This window comes from Roseibium sp. RKSG952 (assembly GCF_009711355.1).
In genome coordinates this window covers 14,572-33,693 of record NZ_SMMF01000912.1, presented here as the reverse complement: position 1 = coordinate 33,693, position 19,122 = coordinate 14,572, and the positions used below count along the sequence as shown (strand labels likewise).

Genomic DNA, 19,122 nt, shown 5'->3' with positions numbered 1-19,122 from the left:
TCGGGGGGAATGCAAGCTTGACCCTGGGTCTCGATAGAAGGTCGAGCTTGCATGGGAAAGTGCGAAGCTGCTTAATCGCGCCAGATCAATGAAGCAGCGGGGACCCTGCCGTGAGCAAGACGAATGCCGGCAATTTTTTCGAGGATTTCAGCGTTGGGCAGGTGATCAAACATGCCACGCCGCGCACGGTGACAGACGGTGACGTCGCGCTTTACACTGCGCTTTACGGGTCCCGCTTTGCAGTTCAGTCGTCCGATTCCTTCGCACACAGGATCGGTTACCGGAAAGCACCTATCGACGACTTGCTGACGTTTCACATTGTTTTCGGCAAAACCGTGCCGGATATTTCCCTGAATGCGGTGGCCAATCTGGGCTATGCCGGTGGACGGTTTCTCGCCCCGGTCTATCCGGGAGACACGCTGTCAGCGGTGTCCGAGGTCATCGGCAAGAAGGAAAATTCCAACGGCCGGACCGGTGTCGTTTATGTTCGGTCAACCGGATACACATCGGACGGGACCGAGGTGCTGGACTATGTGCGTTGGGTCATGGTCAACAAGCGCGATCCCGGCAGTCCGGCGCCGCAACCGGTCGTGCCGGAGCTTCCGGCGGTTCTGGACCCAAGTGCGTTGGGCAATGCAGCGCCCATGCTGGACCTGGCCCATTGGGACAACGAGCTGGCCGGATCCCGGTTCCGGTTTGGCGATTATGAAATTGGTGAAAAAATCGATCATGTCGACGGCATGACCGTTGAAGAAGCCGAGCACCAGATCGCCACGCGGCTTTATCAGAACACCGCCAAGGTGCATTTCAACCAGCATACGGAGGGCCGCGGCCGGTTCGGGTGCCGCCTGATTTACGGCGGGCATGTCATCAGTCTGGCACGTGCCTTGTCTTTCAACGGTCTTGGCAACGCCTTTCATATCACCGGTATCAATGGCGGGCGGCATGTCAGTCCGCTGTTTGCCGGTGACACCGTCTATGCCTGGTCCGAGGTGCTGGATGCGCAGGAAATCGAGGGCCGTAAGGATGTAGGCGCTTTGCGCCTACGGCTGGTGGCAACCAAAAATGCTCCCTGTACGGATTATCCTTTCAAGGGCGAGGATGGAAAATATGCCAATCCCGTCGTTCTCGATTTCGACTATTGGGCATTGTTGCCAATGTGATCGGGGCCATGGCGAAGTTTCCTTCGCGACCCTGCTGATTACACTGTCTGGTAGGAAAGCTTCCGAGAGCTGTCGAGAACCGGATCAGGCCGGGTTTGTGTTTTTGTGATTGAACCCGGACTGAAATACCGGTTTGCTGCTGCGTGGGCGCTTGCAGGCCGCAGAATGGTTCTCTTGGGCCGGGTTTTGCCCATATCCTGTTTCGGTCCCAACAAGTGCGGAGCGGGCGATGAAGACGGTTTCATTCAGACAGATGAAGGATGGCACCAAGGCCGATTACGAGCTTCTGGCCGAGGCCGAAAAGCCCTTTCTTGCAGCCACGGCACGGCGTGTTCTCGACGAGCTGGAGCGGCAGGGGGCCGGCACCATGCCCGGATACCGGATCCCGCGATCGGAGCATGGCCTACAGGCGGCGACCCGGGCCCATCGCGACGGGGCCGATACCGACTGGATTGTCGGCGCGTTGCTGCACGATATCGGGGACGGTCTGGCCCCGCAAAACCACGACCGGATTTCAGCGGAGATAATCCGTCCGTTTGTCCGCGAAGAAGTGGCCTGGGTGGTCGAGCATCACGGCATTTTCCAAATGGTCTATTTCGCGCATCACTATGGCTGGGATGCCAATGCCCGTGACCGCTTCAAGGATCATATCTATTTCCGGTCCTGTGCGGACTTCTGCGAACGCTGGGATCAAATCTCGTTCGATCCGGATTATCCGTCGGAGAACCTGTCGTTTTTCGAGCCCATGGTCGAAGAGGTTTTTGCACGCAAGGCCTATGACCCGGAGGTCGTCCGGAAGGGCGTTGTGGCCGGTCTGCCTTCCGTGACCTGATGCTGGCAAGGGCGCCTCATGGCTCCTTTCGCGCCAATGGATGAGCCGCTTCGACCAGTTCGGTCAGCCTTGCGTCGAGCACGTGCGTGTAGATTTGAGTGGTCGAAATGTCGGCATGTCCCAGCAATTGCTGGACAACCCGCAGATCCGCGCCGTTTTGCAGGAGATGAGACGCAAAGGCATGTCGGAGGACGTGGGGCGAGATTTTGGTGGGGTCAATGCCTGCCCGGATGGCCAGATCCTTGAGGTCGCGGGCAAAGGCCTGACGGGTGAAGTGCCCGCTTGCGCCATGGGAGGGAAACAGCCAGGGGCTGGTTTCGAACGCGCCTTCTGCCATTCGCAGTCCCAGATAGTCCCGCATTGCGGTCTGGGCCGTGGCCGACAGGGGAACCAGCCGTTCCTTGTTGCCTTTGCCGCGCACGTCCATCATTCTGGCATTGCGTTTTGCGGCGCTTGCCGGAAGGGAGACCAGTTCGCTAACGCGCAAGCCGGTTGCATAGAGGACTTCCAGCAAAGTGTAGAGCCGGTGCGCCCTCAAACGGGCGGCGCCCGACTTGTGGGATTTGAGCGTCTCGCCCTGGGCCGAAGTAATCAGTGTATCGACATCCTCCACCGAGAGGACCTTGGGCAGAGCCTGCCGTTTTTTTGGGGCTGACAGGGTGCGGGTCGGATCCGCATCTCGCAGACCCTCCGCATAGAGAAATTTGAAATATTGCTTCAAAGCGGAAAGTTTTCGGGCCTGGCTGGTTGCCGCATATCCGCGCCGTGAGAGTGAACCCATATAGGCGGATACATCACCGGCTTCGGCCAGGGCGGGCTTGGTCTTGCCCAAAAACGAATCAAAATCCTCCAGATCCCGGCGGTAGCTGGACAGGGTGTTCTGCGAAGCGCCGCGTTCGGCTGCCAGCATTTCCAGAAAGCTCTCCAGCGTGTGGTCCATGAGCTGCTCCGGCCTAGCGGCCGAATCCTTCCTTTTTCACCCGGATGGTGATCTCTCGTTCCCTGGGTTCCACAAAATTCCCCAGCGCATAGACGGCGCCATAGCCGATCGCTGCCAGCAGGATCAAGACAAGAACGAGGCGCGTCAGGGTTGGCAATGGTGAAAAACTCCGGGCAGTTCGACTCTCTTTGTTTCATCATTTCGCGATTAACGGCAAGGAGCAAGCGCAGCAAAATGGGGGAGGGGCCAATTTCAAGCCACTGCGGGCCTGCCTTTTTTTCCAGATATGCTAAAACGCGGTCATGAATGACACGAATGAAAAACCGCCTCAGGATGCGGCCCTCACGTTCGACACGCCGGAATACCCGGGCCACGCGGCGCTTTTGCAGCGACTTGGCGACCGGTCGATCGTGCTTGTGGGTATCATGGGTTGTGGCAAATCCACCGTTGGAAGGCGGTTGGCGCAACGGCTGCACTTGCCTTTCGTCGATGCGGATACCGAAATCGAACGGGCCGCGAACATGACCGTGTCCGAGATATTTGCGACCCATGGCGAACCCTATTTCCGCAGCGGCGAGGAACGGGTGATTTCAAGGCTCTTGGGGGAGGGACCGCAGGTTCTGGCAACCGGTGGCGGCGCCTTCATGAGCGAGGCAACCCGCGCCGAGATCGCTGCACACGGTGTGTCAGTCTGGCTTCGCGCCGATCTTGAAACGGTGATGACCCGCGTGCGCAAACGCCCGACCCGGCCGCTTTTGCAAAACCCGGATCCGGAGGGCACCATGCGCGCCTTGCTGGAAAAGCGGAATCCGGTCTATGCGCTAGCCGAAATGGAAGTGCATTCGCGCGACGTGCCACATGAAACCGTGGTTGACGACATTATCGCCGCGCTTGAAGCCAACCTTCCAGGTCGTGATGCCTGAACCAATTCGATGCCAAAGAAGATCCTCATGAGTGACAGCCTAGTTGAAGACCGGACCCGTTCAAACGATGTGCGCGTAGAGCTCGCAGAGCGCAGCTACGATATTCGGATCGGGCGCGGATTGTTGCAAACCGCGGGAGAGGCCATTGCAGGGGTTGCCGAAGGGGCAAGACTTGCGGTGATCACGGACGACACCGTCAATGCGCTTCATATGGAGGCGTTCGGAGCGTCGCTTGAGACAGCGGGCATCGGCTATGAGGTGCTCACGGTTCCTGCGGGCGAAAAAAGCAAGTCTTACGCCCAGTTCGAGCGGATGTGCGACGGCGTCCTGGCTGCAAGGCTGGAGCGGGGCGATGCGGTGGTTGCGCTTGGCGGAGGTGTCGTCGGCGACCTGGCAGGCTATGTCGCGGCATCGGTCCGGCGTGGCATGACATTCATTCAGGTGCCCACCACACTGCTTGCGCAGGTCGATAGCTCGGTGGGCGGCAAGACGGGGATCAACTCCCGCCATGGCAAGAACCTGATCGGTGCCTTTTATCAGCCGAAGCTGGTGATCGCCGACACAGCGGTTCTCGACACATTGCCGCCCCGTGACTTCCGGGCGGGCTATGCCGAAGTCGCAAAATACGGGCTTCTTGGTGATGAGCCTTTCTTCTCCTGGCTTGAAGACAATTGGCATGGGGTTTTCAAGGGGGGGGCTGAGCGCGACGAGGCTGTCGCCCGCTCCTGTCAGGCGAAGGCGGATGTGGTTGCGGCCGACGAACACGAGGCTGGCCGCCGGGCGCTGCTCAATCTCGGGCACACTTTCGGCCATGCGCTTGAGGCGGCGGTCGAATATGAAACCGTTCGTCTGGTCCATGGCGAAGGCGTTTCGATCGGCATGATGCTCGCCCACGAATTCTCGCAGGAGTTGGGTTTGATCGGCCCGGATACTGTTGCAAGGGTTGAAAAGCACCTATCTGAGGTCGGATTGCCGGTTCGTCTCAGCCAGATTCCTGGCCAGATGCCTCCGGCGGAAACGCTCATGGAGGCTATCATGCAGGACAAGAAGGTCAGCCGGGGTCAGCTGACATTCATTCTGACCCGCGGTATCGGGCAGGCATTTGTGGAAAAGGCTGTAGACCCTGCCGCAGTCAAGTCGTTCCTCACTGAGAAACTGGAGGCCTGATGCTCGCCGAGCTTTGGTTGGCCATCGTCGCAATTCTTTTGCTTATCGGGTTGTCGGGGTTCTTTTCCGGCTCGGAAACCGCGTTGACAGCAGCGTCGCGTGCGCGCATCCACCAGATGGAAAAAAGCGGTGATTGGCGCGCGGTAATTGTCGGACGCCTGATCGCTTCGCGCGAGCGGCTGATCGGGGCGCTGCTGCTTGGCAACAATCTGGTCAATATTCTGGCCTCTGCGCTGGCAACAACCGTGTTCCTCGAGCTTTTTGGTGAAGCTGGGGTCGCGATTGCAACCATTGTCATGACTGCGCTGGTCCTCATTTTCGCCGAGGTCCTGCCGAAAACATGGGCGATCTCAAACCCTGAACGGTTCGGTCTTGCGGTCTCGCCGATTGTGCGTGTGGTTGTGGCCCTGTTTGCACCGATTGTGGTCGGGGTGGAATACATCGTTCGCAATCTGCTCAAGCTTTTTGGCGTGGATGTGAGCAACAATGCGTCGATCCTGTCGGCGCATGAAGAATTGCGCGGAGCCGTCGATCTTCAGCATATGGAAGGTGGCCTGATCAAGGCGGACCGCGACCGTTTGGGCGGCCTTCTGGATCTGGCGGAGCTTGAAGTCTCCGATGTCATGGTCCACCGGACCAACATGATTGCCCTGAATGCAGACGAGGAACTCGACAAGCTGATTCAGGCAGCGCTGGCATCGCCCTATACGCGTCTGCCGCTTTGGCGCGGTGAGACAGACAATTTTGTCGGTGTTCTCCATGCCAAGGACCTGCTGCGTGCGCTTCATGCCGCTGGCGGAGACACGGAGAAGCTCGACATTCTGGAGATTGCGACCGCGCCCTGGTTCGTCCCGGATACGACCAGCCTTCAGGACCAGCTCAATGCCTTTTTGAAGCACAAGGCACATTTTGCCCTCGTCGTGGACGAGTATGGCGAGGTGATGGGGCTGGTTACCCTTGAAGACATTCTGGAAGAGATCGTCGGCGAGATCGCGGATGAGCATGACGTCGAACTGGAAGGTGTCCGGCCCCAGGCGGACGGTTCGGTGATTGTTGACGGGTCGGTCCCGATCCGGGATCTCAACCGGGCAACGGATTGGACCCTGCCGGACGACGAGGCGACCACCATCGCGGGGCTGGTTATCCATGAAGCGCGAATGATCCCGGAAGAACGCCAGATCTTTACGTTTTACGGCTTCCGGTTCACGGTTCTACGCCGGGAAAAGAACCGGATCACCCGGTTGCGGATCATGCCGCTTGGCCAACAAAAACCACTGACCCCTCAGACGGTTCCGCTTGCGCTTCAAAAAGCCACGTCCGGCAAATGAGAAAGAAAAAGCCCCGGATCAGACCGGGGCTTGAAGTTGAGTGGTATTGGAGCTCAAATGAAACCTTGCATCCAGTGCCGTCGCCGGAAAATCCTGAGGCAGCCAAATGGCGGATGGCCCACTATTCGGCTTGGTGGAGCCTGAGAGACATTCCGAACCGACAACACGATGACCTTACGTCCTTCTCAAAACGAGAGCAAAGTCTTTTGTGCGTGTTTTTGAATAAAAACAGCGGTCAATAATGACTTTAAAATACTATATGGTTATTATTGACAGTATTGTTTCCACGCGAAGCTGAATTGGATCAGCCTTTGCTCTCGTTGGAACTGCGGATACGCGCCGCACGCGGATCGGGTTCTTCCGGAGATCGGACTTCGATGGCAAGCGCGTGAACACCGGTAGTCAGTTCGTCGGAGAGCGTTTCGTTGATCGCCCGGTGCCGGTTGACGCGGCTCATGCCTTCGAAGGCCTTCGAAACGATCTGAACCCTGAAATGGGTTTCGCCACCCTCCCGCCAGCCGCCATGCCCCCTGTGCTTGTCGGATTCGTCGATCACGGTGAGCTGTGATGGCTGAAAGCGTGCAGCCAGTTTGGATTCGATGGTTGCTTTTACGGTCATGAATCTCGAGATGACCGCGTTGCGTGAAAAGGTCAAGTCTGTTTCTTGTGCGGCCACGCTGATATGGTGCCGGATTGTATCCGCTCCGGTCCTCCCCGGGCGGATATTTCGGATCGCAGCTCAAGAAAATCTTCCAACAACGCTGCTTGAAAGTGGCGTGTCAACGACCCAGAATTTGCCGAATGAAACTGGATTCCAAAATCTTTGACAGCATACGCGTTAAACGGGGCAGCGAGCGGGTTGAAGAAACCCGCCATCCGCGCTGCGAACATCCCGGCTGTGACCGGCCTGGCGTTTACAAGGCTCCGAAAGGCCGGGATCGCGAAGGCGAATATTTTCGGTTCTGCGTCGATCACGTGCGTGAATACAACAAGTCCTACAATTATTTTTCCGGCATGCAGGACGATGATGTGCGCAGCTATCAAAAAGACAGCCTGACCGGACATCGTCCGACCTGGAAAATGGGTGTCAACCGGCAGGCAGCGGACGGGCCGGACGGCTATGATCCGCGTGCCCACATGCGCGAAAATGCGCATCGCAGAAATGCGAATGTGCGGCGGCCCCGCCAGCGAAAGTTGCTGGCGCTTGAAAAACGGTCGCTAGATGTGCTCAATCTTCCTGAGACTGCGCGTGGCGAAGAGATCAAGGCGCGCTATAAGGAGCTTGTGAAATTGAATCATCCGGATGCCAATGGCGGGGACCGTTCTTGCGAGGACCGCCTGCGGGAGATCATTCACGCATATAACGTGCTGAAGAAGGCCGGTTTTCTCTAAGCCCCTTGTTCTACTGGGCTTTCCCCACAATCACCCACCCCGGTCCGCCGGGGCAGCGGAGGACCGATGACTGAGACGACGACTGCGGCAATGAGCATGCCCGACACCGAGATTTCCGTTCAGGAGGTATTCGGCTTCGAATCGAACCTGAAGGTGCCGGCATTCTCGACGCCGTCGGAACATGTGCCCGAACGCGATGACGATTATCTGTTTGACCGTCCGACAACCCTGGCAATCCTTGCAGGCTTTGCCCATAACCGCCGTGTCATGGTGACCGGCTATCACGGAACCGGCAAGTCGACGCATATCGAGCAGGTGGCAGCACGTCTCAATTGGCCTTGCGTCCGCGTCAATCTCGACAGCCACATCTCCCGTATCGACCTTGTCGGCAAGGACGCCATCGTGATCCGGGACGGGCAGCAGATCACCGAATTCAAGGACGGCATTCTGCCCTGGGCCTATCAGCACAATATTGCGCTGGTGTTCGACGAGTATGATGCGGGCCGCCCGGATGTGATGTTCGTCATCCAGCGGATCCTCGAATCCTCCGGCCGGCTGACGCTGCTCGACCAGAGCCGGGTTTTGCGCCCGCATGCGGCCTTCCGCCTGTTCGCGACTGCCAACACCGTTGGTCTGGGGGATACGTCCGGGCTTTATCACGGCACGCAACAGATCAACCAGGCCCAGATGGACCGCTGGTCGATCGTCACGACCCTGAATTATCTGCCTCACGACAACGAGGTCGATATCGTTCTGTCCAAGGCAAAGCACTTGCAGACCGCCGAAGGCCGCACAGAGGCGTCGAAGATGGTGCGTCTTGCCGACATGACCCGGAACGCCTTCGTCAATGGCGACCTGTCGACGGTGATGTCGCCGCGGACCGTGATCACCTGGGCGGAAAACGCGCAAATCTTCGGCGACTTGGGCTTCGCCTTCCGGCTGACCTTCCTGAACAAGTGTGACGACATGGAGCAGTCGCTCGTCGCCGAATTCTATCAGCGGTGTTTCGGGCTCGAACTGCCCGAATCTTCCGTTAATGTCGTAATGAGCTGAGGACGGCATGGCACCACGGCCAGGCAGCAACGCCATTCCGGGAAACGCGCCCGCACCAACAACCGAGCCCTTCAAGCAGTCGGTTGCCGGGACCATGCGGGCAATTTCCGGCGAACCCGAACTGGAGGTCATCTTTTCCGGTGACCGCCCCGGCTTGTCGGGCACAACAGCGCGGCTGCCTGACCCTGCGCGCAAGATCGGATTGCGGGAACTTGCGGTGACCCGCGGGCTCAGCGATTCGATGGCCTTGAGGATCGCCTGCCACGACAAGCAGGTCCACGCAAAGGCAATGCCGCAAGGCCCCGATGCGCGGGCGATTTTCGAGGCGGTGGAGCAGGCGCGTTGCGAATCGGTCGGGGCGCGGCGCATGGAGGGGGTCAAGGACAACCTCACCGCCATGCTCAATGACCGGTATCTGAAGACCAATGCCCCGGACATCAACAGCCGCGAGGAAGCCCCGCTTCAGGACGCCCTGTCGCTGATCGTGCGTGAGCGTCTCACGGGTGCGCCGCCGCCCGAAAGCGCTGCCAAGCTGGTCGACATGTGGCGCGATTGGGTGGAGCAGAAGGCTGCCAGCAACCTCGACAATCTGGTGGCTTCAGTCGACGATCAGGCAGAATTTGCCCAGAGGTTCCGGGATGTTCTGCGGGATCTGGACATGTCCGACGAACTCGGGGATGCGGACCAGCAGGACGATCCGGAAGAGAACGAGGATCAGGGCAACAACGACGACGCCGAGACCGGCGCCGAGAATGACGAGGACACCAGCCAGGAAGACGCGCCGCCGCAGGACATGGAAATGTCCGGTCAGGAGCAGGATGCCGGTGAGACCGAAGCGGCCGATGCGGAAATGGACGAGCTGGCCGAAGAGGACATGGCCGGTGATTCCGAGGAGCCGGGCGAATCCCAGCGCCGCGAGCAGCCCAAAACCAATGCTCCGCCCGCGCCGGATTACCGCGTCTTCAACATGCAGTTCGACGAGACGATCCACGCCGAGGATCTGTGTGATTCGGCGGAACTCGACAGGTTGCGCGGGTTTCTCGACAAGCAGTTGACCCATTTGCAAGGGGCGGTCGCCCGGCTTGCCAACCGGCTGCAACGCAAACTGATGGCCCAGCAGGCACGGGCCTGGGATTTCGATCTCGAGGAAGGGTTGCTGGACACGGCCCGGTTGACCCGTGCTGTTACCGACCCGATGGCACCGCTCGCCTTCAAGCAGGAGCGGGACACGAATTTCCGCGACACGGTTGTGACGCTGTTGCTGGACAATTCCGGCTCCATGCGCGGCCGCCCGATTACCGTTGCCGCCACTTGTGCCGACATTCTGGCCCGCACGCTGGAACGCTGCGGTGTGAAGGTCGAGATCCTCGGCTTCACCACCAAGGCATGGAAGGGCGGGCAATCGCGCGAGAGCTGGATCGGGGCCGGGAAACCGCCATCGCCCGGACGGCTCAATGATTTGCGTCACATCATCTACAAATCTGCCGATGCACCGTGGCGCCGGGCACGCCGGAATCTCGGCCTGATGATGCGCGAAGGCCTTCTGAAGGAAAACATCGACGGCGAAGCACTTTTATGGGCCCATGACCGGCTGATGGGACGGCCCGAACAGCGCCGGATCCTGATGATGATTTCCGACGGCGCGCCGGTCGACGACTGCACCTTGTCGGTCAATCCGGGGAACTATCTGGAACGGCATCTACGCTATGTGATCGAGGAAATCGAGACGCGTTCGCCGGTCGAGTTGATCGCAATCGGTATCGGGCATGATGTCACCCGCTACTACCGGCGTGCTGTCACGATCGTCGATGCCGAGGAACTGGCGGGGGCGATGACCAACCAGTTGGCAGACCTGTTCGACGACGAAGTGCAGCCCGATCAATCGATCCGTGGCCGCCGCCGTGCCCGGCGCGGGCGGTGAGAAACGGGGCAGGGGCGGCGTTTTGGGCTGCCGCCGCCTTGATGGTGGTCTGCCAGCCGGACGCCGTCCCGGCTCGCGCTGCCGAGCCGCTTTTGTCTCAAGGCGAGAACGTCGCCGTCAAGACACGGCGGATTGATCATTTCGAAATTGGACAGAAAACCCGGTCTTTTGGGGATCTCACCTTTCTGGGCGGGCTGGAGCTGATTTCCGCCAACCGGGACCTTGGGGGGCTTTCCGGACTTGTCAGTCTGGATGCCGGCAGCGAGATTCTGGCCGTGACCGACAATGGCAATTGGGTTGCGGCAAATATCGACCAGGGACCGGATGGAGCGCTTTTGGGCGTGAGCGACGTGCGGATCCATCCGCTCGAACCGGAAGACGGCAATAGCCTGCGTGCCAAATGGGGGCACGATACGGAAGCTCTCGCGCTCGACGGGGATCGTTTATTGGTCTCGGCGGAACGCGTGAATGCCATTTACGAATACCCCTGGCCCTTGAGGACAGGTGCCGAAAAGATGCTCGGGCAGCTTGATGTCAGCCGGGGGATCGGTGCGCTTCGTGCAAATAAGGGGCTGGAGGCTCTGGCGGCCGGACCGGAAGGAACGCCGCTTGCCGCAACGGTGGTTGCCATCGGGGAGCGGGGCAAGACGGAAGGCCACGATCTGCCGGGGTTTTTGTTCGCCGAAACGGGGATCGCGGAATTCAGCATTGTCCGCTCCGGCCGTTATGACGCCACCGATGCTGCCTTTTTACCGGATGGCGATCTCCTGCTTCTGGAGCGCAGGTTCAATGTCCGGGACTTTATCGGCATGCGCTTGAGGCGTTTTGAGGCGGACAGGATCCGGCCCGGTGCGCGTCTGACAGGGGAAGTCCTGCTGGAAGCCGATTTTGGCCACCAGATCGACAATATGGAGGGCCTCGCGGTCCATGAAACAGCCGGCGGGGATGTGATTCTCACCTTGTTGTCCGACAACAACCGATCGATCCTGCAGAGAACCCTGCTCTTGCGGTTTCGTTTGGAGCAATAGGGTTTAGCGAACCTCTGCCCTTGGTTGTCGGGGAGATATCCGCTCGTACACTGCCAAAAATGACATATCGGGGGATTGATGGCTCATCGCATTTTAAGAGTGCTTGCGTGTGGGACACTCTTGGCTTTGTCTGCATGTCAAACCAAACTGGAAGCCCCCACGGCCAGCTATGAAGAGCTCAAGGCTGCAGGATATAAAACAAGCAAGCTGACAAGCCGGGATTTCAAGGGATGGTATCTGACTGGCCCGAATGACAGGTATTTCTGTGTGGGTGCATTCAACATGGTCGAGTTTGCCCCAAACAAGATTGGGGTGCCGCTACAATCAGGAAAATATGGCGAAATCAATCTCGAAGACATAAAGCGCTATCGAGGCGTTGATGATTTGGTTCCGCCAAAACTGTGGGAGTTGCGTGCCGGTCGGCCCCGTTTTCAAGATGTAGGCGTTTGTCAGAGGGTCGATTCGTAACGTCGCCAAACCCATAAAAAAGCCCCAGCGACTAATCATCGCGCGGGGCTTTTCCTTTGAACGGCCTTGTGTTCGCCTTAGGCGGCAGAACCGCTGGGCGTTGGCTGAAAAAATGACAGCACGATCCGGTAGGGCGCGAGCATGGTGACGGACACCAGCATCTTGACGGCAAAATCGCCAAGGGCCCAGGACATCCAGCGGGCGGTCTCATACTCGATCACGCCAAGCAGTGGCGCCGCTTCGACGGCGAAATCGTCGTAAAATCCGAGGACGGCGGAAAAGCCGGCAGCAAAGGCAATCGAGAAAAACAGCAGCGTGTCGATGATCGAGCCGAGCAGGGAGGAGAAGAACGGGGCCTTCCACCACGCCATGCGGCGAAGCCGGTCGAAAAGCGTCACGTCGAGCAGTTGGGCGACCAGAAACGCCGAACCGGAGGCAATCGCGATTCTCGGTGTGGCAAGCCAGACGGACAGACCGACAGCTGTGATGAAGCCGGCCAGAACCACAAGACGCGCGGCCTGCGGCCCGAAACGGCGGTTGGTCAGGTCGGTGACCAGAAACGCTGCCGGATAGGTGAAGGCACCCCAAGTCAACAGATCGGCGAGGTTCATGCCTGCAAGCGTGCCGTTGACCGGATACTGAACCAGAAAGTTGGAGGCCACAACGACTGTTGCCATCGCGGCAACAGCAATGGCGAGAGAGGCAGCGGAAAGGGTCCTTGTATCTGTCATATCTTGTCCCCAAACAGAATTAGAGCACGTTTCGCGGCCGGATGGTCACAAAACATGCTCTAAAATGCGTTGGTGCATCTTGGATGCGGCGAAGCGTTGTTTGCTTCGCCGGAAAATGCCTTAGGCTGCAGCAGCTTCGTTCTGCTTGCGCTTGATGGCAACCTTCAGCTGGCGAGCCTTGATGGACAGGGTCTCGTCGGAGGCCTTCATGAGGTAGTTGTCCAGACCGCCACGGTGCTCGACGGAGCGCAGGGCATGTGCGCTGATGCGCATCTTGACGGTTTCGCCAAGCGTGTCGCTGATCAGGGACACGTTGACCAGGTTCGGGAGGAACCGGCGGCGGGACTTGTTGTTGGCGTGAGAGACATTGTTGCCTGTCATCACGTCCTTGCCGGAGAGTTCGCAACGGCGTGCCATGATATCACCTTTTGTTTTCGTGGCCGGCCCGTTACGAGGGATCCGGCAGTTTCAACCGGAAAAGGCGCGGTCCTGAGGATCGACGATCGTATCTCCGGCATTTCTCGGAAAAAGTTGCCCCGCTATAAAGGGCCGGCCTGCCATCGTCAAGGTGTTTGGGACGGTGTTGGCGCGATTCCTTGATTTGGGCATGCGGTTCCATGCTATGTTAACCTTGGAGTTACCATGATTACCAACAATCCGGGCACATTCCACACGTAGGTTTGGTAGTCTAACCTCGCGGAATGTGTAGGGGCGCAGTGTTCGTTGCCAGTTGGCGGCGCGGAGGAAAAACGTGTCGGTATTCAAGTTTCTCGGGCGGGCGATGGTCCTGCCGCTGATCATGACTGCAAGCCTGGGCGCGCCGGCAGATGCCAAGACGGCGAGTGTCGGCGGGCTCTATTCCGTGTCCATTGCCGGGTTCAAGATCGGCAAGGCAACCTTGTCGCTGGCCCTGCAGGGCAATGCCTATTCGGCCAAGGTCGGACTGGAGCCTGCGGGCATTGGCACCCTGTTTTCAACCGGCAAGGGGGGCGCGGAAGCTTCCGGCTGGCTGGTCGGGAGCAAGGTCGTGCCCTCCAAGTACCAGATGGCATCGCACGCGGCCAATCGGGATTTTTATGTCCTCCTGGCGCAAGGCTCCGGCCATATCCGGTCCATGCAGGTGGCGCCGCAATTCAAGCCGAACCCGGAGCGGGTCAAGATCACCAGGCGCCACCGGCGCAATGCGATGGATCCGTTGAGTGCGGCGCTGATGCCGGTCAAGGCCTCGCGCGACGGCCTTGGCCCCGAGGCCTGTGCCCGCAAACTACCGATCTTCGATGGCTGGACACGGTTCGACATTCAACTGAGTTTCCGCGAGATCAAGCAGGTGTCCGGACGGGGCTATGACGGGCCGGTTGTTGTGTGCAAGGCAAAGTGGATCCCGGTGGCCGGTCACCGGCCGTCAAAGGCAAGTGTGAAACACATGCAGCAAGCAGCCATGGAGACATGGCTTGCGCCCGCCGGCCGCGACGATGTTTTGATTCCCTATCGCATTTCCCTTCAAACCAGAACCGGGCGTCTCGTCGTCCAGGCCTCGAAACTCGACATTTCTTCCGATGAATCTGACCGGGCGCAGCGCTAGCGGTCCGGTCCTCTTGCCCCGGCGCTCTTGCGCCCATACGTCTGTCTTGCTAGAGCGCTAGCTCAAACCCGTTCCGTGAGGCGGACCCTTGGTTTCTGCCTTTCCGGCGTACACATGACCGCCGCCGCCCAGTTTCGGGCCCGGTCTGCATTCAGGTTGCCGAGTACATGCACAGCTATTTGGAATTCGAAAAACCCGTCGCCGATATCGAAGGCAAGATCCAGGAACTCCGTGCGCTTGCCGCCGGTGGGGAAGCTGTCAATGTTGACGAGGAAATCAAACGGCTCAAGGGCAAGTCTGCGTATACGCTGCAGGAGATCTACACCAAGCTAACGCCGTGGCAGAAAACCCTTGTGGCCCGTCATCCTGACCGGCCTCATGCGGCGGATTACATTGCCGGACTGATCGAGGATTTCACGCCTCTGGCGGGTGACCGGAAGTTTGCCGAGGATCATGCGATCATTGCCGGTCTTGGCCGGTTCCGTGGCCAGTCGGTCGCGATCCTTGCGCAGGAAAAGGGTGCGGACACCCAAACGCGCCTCAAGCACAATTTCGGCATGGCGCGCCCGGAAGGATACCGGAAGGCTGTGCGGATCATGGATATGGCCGAGCGGTATGGTTTGCCGGTGATTTCGCTGGTCGATACGGCCGGAGCCTATCCGGGCATCGGCGCCGAAGAGCGCGGCCAGTCGGAAGCGATTGCAAGGTCCACGGACAAGGGGCTCGGGCTTGGCGTGCCGAGCATTGCCATGGTGATCGGCGAGGGCGGATCGGGCGGTGCGATCGCGATTGCGACGGCCAACAAGGTGTTCATGCTCGAGCATGCCATCTATTCGGTGATTTCGCCGGAAGGCGCGGCCTCGATCCTGTGGCGCGACAGCGCGCGGGCGCAGGATGCGGCCATGAACATGAAGATCACGGCGCAGGATCTTTTGCAGCTCGGTGTCATTGACGGTATCGTTGAAGAACCGTCCGGCGGCGCACACCGTAGCCGCGAAACCGTGATCGACCGGGCAGGCAGGACGATCGAAACCGCATTGGCGGACATGGCGGACATGGATGCGGAAACCGTGCGTCAGAACCGGCGTGAAAAGTTCCTCTCAATTGGCCGCACCCTGTCCTGAGGTACGGCTGCAGGTCTTTTCTAACGTGAATGTGATGGCACTCCGTTTGGTGGAGTGCCGCACAATCGCCGTGTTTGCCGTTGTTTGGCCAGATTCTTCAGCCACGGCTTTTTGACTTTGAGTTGGTGGGCAGAAACTCTCTTGTGATCCTCACCCCGATAGGGGAGGGTCGTCTCCGGTAATGGTCTGTCAACCATAGTTCCATAGCCTGAGTGCGGGCAACGGGGTGTGGCGGCGGACAAGGTCCGGCGCGACTGGGTTCGGGACGATCACATGGCCACTTGGCAATCTTTGACGGCAAAAATGTTGAACCTTGGGGCGTCGCAGATGCCGCGTTTGGCCGGGCGCCGTGTGCGTCATGCCTTCGGCGCGGCGCTTGTCGCAGGTTTTCTCGCCGGCTGCCAGGCGGATGAATTCACCGATGCCAACAAGGCGCAGCGTCCGGTCAGCCTGGCGGTCAAGGCGAAGATGGCCCGCATGGACATGAGCGCGACCTCGCCGATCATGATCCGGATCTTCAAGGAGGAAAACCAGCTTGAAGTCTGGAAGGAAGCACGCAACGGCCGGTTCGAGCTTCTGGAGAGTTTCGAGATCTGCAAATGGTCCGGCGAACTTGGCCCAAAGTTCAAAGAGGGGGACCGTCAGGCGCCCGAGGGGTTCTACGAGATCACGCCCGGCCTGATGAACCCGTATTCCAGCTATCATCTTGCGTTCAATCTGGGTTTCCCGAACCGTTATGATCAGGCGCACGGCCGCACCGGCTCTCACCTGATGGTTCATGGGGCGTGTTCCTCGCGTGGTTGTTACGCCATGACCGATGAACAGGTGCAGGACATCTACGCGCTGGCGCGTGACAGCTTCAAGGGTGGTCAACGGACGTTTCAGGTACAGGCGTTCCCCTTTCGCATGACACCGGAAAACATGGCCAAGCATCGCGACAACGAACATTTGGAGTTTTGGCGCATGCTGAAAGTGGGCTATGACCACTTTGAGCTCACCAATGTTCCGCCGAAGATTTCGGTCTGCGAAAAGAGATATGTCTTCGATGCCACGCCGATTGTCGAGGGCGTTCCGTTCCGCGCGACTGCCAAGTGTCCGGATTATGAGGTCCCGGCGCGTCTTCAGCAGCTTGTCGACCAGAAGCAGAGCAAGGACAACGAAAAGTTCCAGCAGATTGTGGCCCGTATCGAGGCCCGGGAAGAACGCCAGCGCCGCTGGGAAGAGCGGCAGAGCCAGATTGCCGGCTTCCTCGGGGGCGGGGATGACGAAGAAGCGCCTGTTGCCACTGCGGTGGAAGAAGATAGCACCGCACTGGCAACGGCAGATACCGTGTCGGGCGAGGCTGCTTCCGGTGCTGTGGCGGCAGCACCTGTTCGCCCGGGCAGCGCAACTGGCGTAGCTTCCGCCTTTGCGGCTCCAAGCCAGCAGGACGATGACGGCGTTGGAGCGGTCATCAAGCGGTGGCTGCCCTTTGGTGGAACCCGTGAGGCGGAAGCCTCGGTGTCGTTCGACCCGGTCGAGCCTGCTGCGGTTCCGGAGGCCAAGCCCCAATAATCCTGAAGTGCATATTTTGCGCTGCCGCATCCTCTATTGCGCTGCATAACCGGGGCAGCTAGTGTCTGTGCCCTGTTTTTGTGCAGCGGATGCCTTTTCATGCTTCAATCAGCCGGTGACCTCGAAACGCTTAAGGCGCGGTTTTCGTGGCGCCTTCCCGAGGCCTACAACATCGCCCAAAGTGTCAGTGATCACTGGGCGTCAGCGCAGCCCGGCCTTTTGGCGATCCGGCACATCCATGAGGATGGCCGGCGGGAGGATTGGAGTCACCTTGCGCTCAATCGTGCGGCCAACCGGTTTGCGAATGTGCTTCAGGCACAGGGCCTGCGCCGGGGGGACCGGGTTGCCTTGTTACTCCCGCAATGTCCGCAAACCGCGATTGCGCATCTCGGTATCTACAAGATGGGCGGTATTGCCGTTCCGCTGGCCTCCCTGTTTGGTCTGGATGCGCTGGCTTACAGACTGCGGGATTCCGGTGCTCTCGCGCTGATCACCGATGCGGCCGGGCTTGAAAAGCTCGACCTCATTCGCGCGGATCTGCCGGGTCTTGAGCTGATTGTCTCTATCGAGGGCGGGGACGCCGGGGTCCTTGAGTTCAATACCTTGCTGGAACAGGCAAGTGACCGCTTCGAGACGCTTGCAACGCGCGCTGATGATCCGGCGCTGATGATCTACACATCCGGCACGACGGGGCAGCCCAAAGGCGTGCTTCATGGGCACCGGGTTTTGCCGGGACATCTGCCGGGCATTCAGATGTCGCAGAATTTCATGCCGCAAGCGGGCGACCTTTTGTGGACCCCGGCCGATTGGGCTTGGGCAGGCGGGCTTTTGAATGCTCTGTTTCCGGCGTTGCATTTCGGTGTGCCGGTTGTGTCTTGCGGTGTCCGGAAATTCGATCCGGAGCGTGCTTTCCGCCTCATGCAGGACGAACAGGTCCGCAATGCCTTCATTCCGCCAACGGCCTTGAAGATGCTGCGGGCAGTTGACCGCCCGGCTGCCCGCTTCGACTTGAAATTGCGCAGTGTCGGGTCGGCGGGTGAGGCGCTCGGGCGGGAAGCCTATGACTGGTTTGAAAATGAGTTCGGCTTTGCCGTCAATGAGTTCTACGGCCAGACGGAATGTAATGCGGTTCTGGGGTCCTGTGCGGCAGCCGGTGTTTCGCGCAGCGGTGCGATCGGCAAGCCGGTTCCAGGGCACGAGGTGGCGATCATCGATGAGACCGGAACCCCCTTGCCTCCGGAAACCCTGGGGCAGATCGCAATCCGCCGTCCGGACCCGGTGATGTTCCTGGAATATTGGAACAACCCGCAGGCCACGGCCGGAAAATTTGTCGGGGACTGGATGATCACCGGAGACCAGGGCCTGTGCGACGCCGACGGTTACATCCATTTTATCGGTCGGGATGATGACGTGATCACCTCGGCAAGTTACCGGATCGGACCGGGCGAAATCGAGGACTGCTTGCTGACCCATCCGGCTGTGGCGCTGTCTGCAGCCGTCGGGAAACCTGACCCGATCCGGACCGAAATCGTCAAGGCCTATGTGGTGCTCAAAGAGGGGTGTCCGGCGTTGGACACACTAGCGGCAGACATTCAGAACCATGTGCGCATGCGCCTTTCGGCGCATGAGTATCCGAGGGAAATTTCGTTCGTTTCCGAACTGCCGATGACCACAACGGGCAAGGTCATCCGGCGCAGGCTGCGTGAGCAGGCCAGACTGGAGGCGGGGTGAGGTCCAGCCCCTGTCAGTTGAAGCGCCGCCAGAACTGATAGCTGCGGTCCAGGCTCTTGAGGCGCTGGTATTCGCCCTCGCTCAGGCTGTCGACCCGGTCGACCAGTCCCGCGATTTCCTGTGTGATTGAAGTTTGTCTTTGCTTGGCGAAACGCTTTAACATGGCCAATCCTCGAGATTTAAAC

The 19,122-nt window shown here is 59.4% G+C and carries 20 protein-coding genes; 14 read left to right on the top strand and 6 right to left on the bottom strand.

The genetic code is table 11. The features are described from left to right. Positions 1 to 110: 110 nt before the first annotated feature. Both E1297_RS19080 and E1297_RS19075 read left to right on the top strand, forming a co-directional pair. Positions 111 to 1,163 carry a MaoC family dehydratase gene (locus tag E1297_RS19080; protein ID WP_368669614.1) on the top strand — a complete coding sequence of 351 codons (1,053 nt, stop codon included), beginning with the start codon at positions 111 to 113 and terminating at the stop codon, positions 1,161 to 1,163. Between the two features lie 229 nt (positions 1,164 to 1,392). Beyond that, a complete protein-coding gene (locus tag E1297_RS19075) occupies positions 1,393 to 1,995 on the top strand; it encodes an HD domain-containing protein (protein WP_209015865.1) in 603 nt (200 codons plus the stop codon). A 16-nt stretch (positions 1,996 to 2,011) separates the two neighbouring features. Here E1297_RS19075 and xerD read toward each other — a convergent pair whose 3' ends face one another. Both xerD and E1297_RS49195 read right to left on the bottom strand, forming a co-directional pair. Continuing rightward, a complete protein-coding gene (xerD, locus tag E1297_RS19070) occupies positions 2,012 to 2,935 on the bottom strand; it encodes a site-specific tyrosine recombinase XerD (protein WP_155141154.1) in 924 nt (307 codons plus the stop codon). Positions 2,936 to 2,948: 13 nt separating this feature from the next. Continuing rightward, a complete protein-coding gene (locus E1297_RS49195) occupies positions 2,949 to 3,092 on the bottom strand; it encodes a hypothetical protein (RefSeq protein WP_196223360.1) in 144 nt (47 codons plus the stop codon). 145 nt (positions 3,093 to 3,237) lie between these two features. On the opposite strand from E1297_RS49195, the gene E1297_RS50355 reads away from it, so the two are divergent. The 3 genes from E1297_RS50355 to E1297_RS19055 are packed head-to-tail and all read left to right on the top strand — an operon-like array spanning position 3,238 to position 6,353. After that, the gene (locus tag E1297_RS50355) at positions 3,238 to 3,858 is read left to right on the top strand and encodes a shikimate kinase (RefSeq protein WP_155141152.1); all 621 of its coding nucleotides are present in this window, start codon (positions 3,238 to 3,240) and stop codon (positions 3,856 to 3,858) included. A gap of 27 nt (positions 3,859 to 3,885) precedes the next feature. Continuing rightward, positions 3,886 to 5,025, top strand: coding sequence for a 3-dehydroquinate synthase (gene aroB / locus E1297_RS50350; protein ID WP_155141150.1), 1,140 nt, complete (start codon positions 3,886 to 3,888; stop codon positions 5,023 to 5,025). Continuing rightward, on the top strand, positions 5,025 to 6,353 hold the full coding sequence (locus tag E1297_RS19055; protein WP_155141148.1) for an HlyC/CorC family transporter: 1,329 nt from the start codon (positions 5,025 to 5,027) through the stop codon (positions 6,351 to 6,353). The genes aroB and E1297_RS19055 overlap by 1 nt, the downstream gene beginning before the upstream one ends. Positions 6,354 to 6,657: 304 nt before the next feature. Here E1297_RS19055 and E1297_RS19050 read toward each other — a convergent pair whose 3' ends face one another. Further along, the gene (locus tag E1297_RS19050; RefSeq protein ID WP_155141146.1) at positions 6,658 to 6,972 is read right to left on the bottom strand and encodes a BolA family transcriptional regulator; all 315 of its coding nucleotides are present in this window, start codon (positions 6,970 to 6,972) and stop codon (positions 6,658 to 6,660) included. Positions 6,973 to 7,154: 182 nt separating this feature from the next. Between E1297_RS19050 and E1297_RS19045 the strand changes: the two genes are divergently transcribed. The 5 genes from E1297_RS19045 to E1297_RS19025 all read left to right on the top strand — a co-directional run bounded on the left by E1297_RS19045 (position 7,155) and on the right by E1297_RS19025 (position 12,215). Continuing rightward, positions 7,155 to 7,745: a J domain-containing protein gene (locus E1297_RS19045; RefSeq protein WP_155141144.1), complete on the top strand. Its 591-nt coding sequence runs from the start codon at positions 7,155 to 7,157 to the stop codon at positions 7,743 to 7,745. A gap of 66 nt (positions 7,746 to 7,811) precedes the next feature. Further along, on the top strand, positions 7,812 to 8,798 hold the full coding sequence (gene cobS, locus E1297_RS19040) for a cobaltochelatase subunit CobS (RefSeq protein ID WP_155141142.1): 987 nt from the start codon (positions 7,812 to 7,814) through the stop codon (positions 8,796 to 8,798). 7 nt (positions 8,799 to 8,805) lie between these two features. Next, on the top strand, positions 8,806 to 10,719 hold the full coding sequence (gene cobT, locus E1297_RS19035; protein WP_155141140.1) for a cobaltochelatase subunit CobT: 1,914 nt from the start codon (positions 8,806 to 8,808) through the stop codon (positions 10,717 to 10,719). Beyond that, on the top strand, positions 10,716 to 11,747 hold the full coding sequence (locus E1297_RS19030) for an esterase-like activity of phytase family protein (protein ID WP_209015864.1): 1,032 nt from the start codon (positions 10,716 to 10,718) through the stop codon (positions 11,745 to 11,747). Before cobT ends, E1297_RS19030 begins: the two co-directional genes overlap by 4 nt. Positions 11,748 to 11,825: 78 nt before the next feature. Then, on the top strand, positions 11,826 to 12,215 hold the full coding sequence (locus E1297_RS19025; protein ID WP_155141137.1) for a hypothetical protein: 390 nt from the start codon (positions 11,826 to 11,828) through the stop codon (positions 12,213 to 12,215). A 77-nt stretch (positions 12,216 to 12,292) separates the two neighbouring features. Here the strand turns inward: E1297_RS19025 and E1297_RS19020 are convergent, their stop codons facing one another. Both E1297_RS19020 and rpmB read right to left on the bottom strand, forming a co-directional pair. Further along, positions 12,293 to 12,946: a VUT family protein gene (locus E1297_RS19020; protein ID WP_155141135.1), complete on the bottom strand. Its 654-nt coding sequence runs from the start codon at positions 12,944 to 12,946 to the stop codon at positions 12,293 to 12,295. A 120-nt stretch (positions 12,947 to 13,066) separates the two neighbouring features. Beyond that, the gene (gene rpmB, locus E1297_RS19015) at positions 13,067 to 13,363 is read right to left on the bottom strand and encodes a 50S ribosomal protein L28 (protein ID WP_155141133.1); all 297 of its coding nucleotides are present in this window, start codon (positions 13,361 to 13,363) and stop codon (positions 13,067 to 13,069) included. A 334-nt stretch (positions 13,364 to 13,697) separates the two neighbouring features. On the opposite strand from rpmB, the gene E1297_RS19010 reads away from it, so the two are divergent. The 4 genes from E1297_RS19010 (at position 13,698) to E1297_RS18995 (ending at position 18,937) form a co-directional block, all read left to right on the top strand. After that, positions 13,698 to 14,528 (top strand): DUF3108 domain-containing protein, encoded by an 831-nt coding sequence (locus E1297_RS19010; protein WP_209015863.1) that lies wholly within the window; start codon positions 13,698 to 13,700, stop codon positions 14,526 to 14,528. Between the two features lie 167 nt (positions 14,529 to 14,695). Then, complete coding sequence (locus tag E1297_RS19005; RefSeq protein WP_155141131.1) at positions 14,696 to 15,652, top strand: acetyl-CoA carboxylase carboxyltransferase subunit alpha; 957 nt, start codon at positions 14,696 to 14,698, stop codon at positions 15,650 to 15,652. Positions 15,653 to 15,979: 327 nt separating this feature from the next. Then, a complete protein-coding gene (locus tag E1297_RS19000) occupies positions 15,980 to 17,206 on the top strand; it encodes a murein L,D-transpeptidase family protein (RefSeq protein WP_155141187.1) in 1,227 nt (408 codons plus the stop codon). Between the two features lie 99 nt (positions 17,207 to 17,305). After that, entirely contained in the window at positions 17,306 to 18,937 is a 1,632-nt protein-coding gene (locus E1297_RS18995) for an acyl-CoA synthetase (RefSeq protein ID WP_155141129.1), read from the top strand. 13 nt (positions 18,938 to 18,950) lie between these two features. Here the strand turns inward: E1297_RS18995 and E1297_RS18990 are convergent, their stop codons facing one another. Further along, positions 18,951 to 19,100 (bottom strand): hypothetical protein, encoded by a 150-nt coding sequence (locus E1297_RS18990; protein ID WP_155141128.1) that lies wholly within the window; start codon positions 19,098 to 19,100, stop codon positions 18,951 to 18,953. Positions 19,101 to 19,122 lie beyond the last annotated feature (22 nt).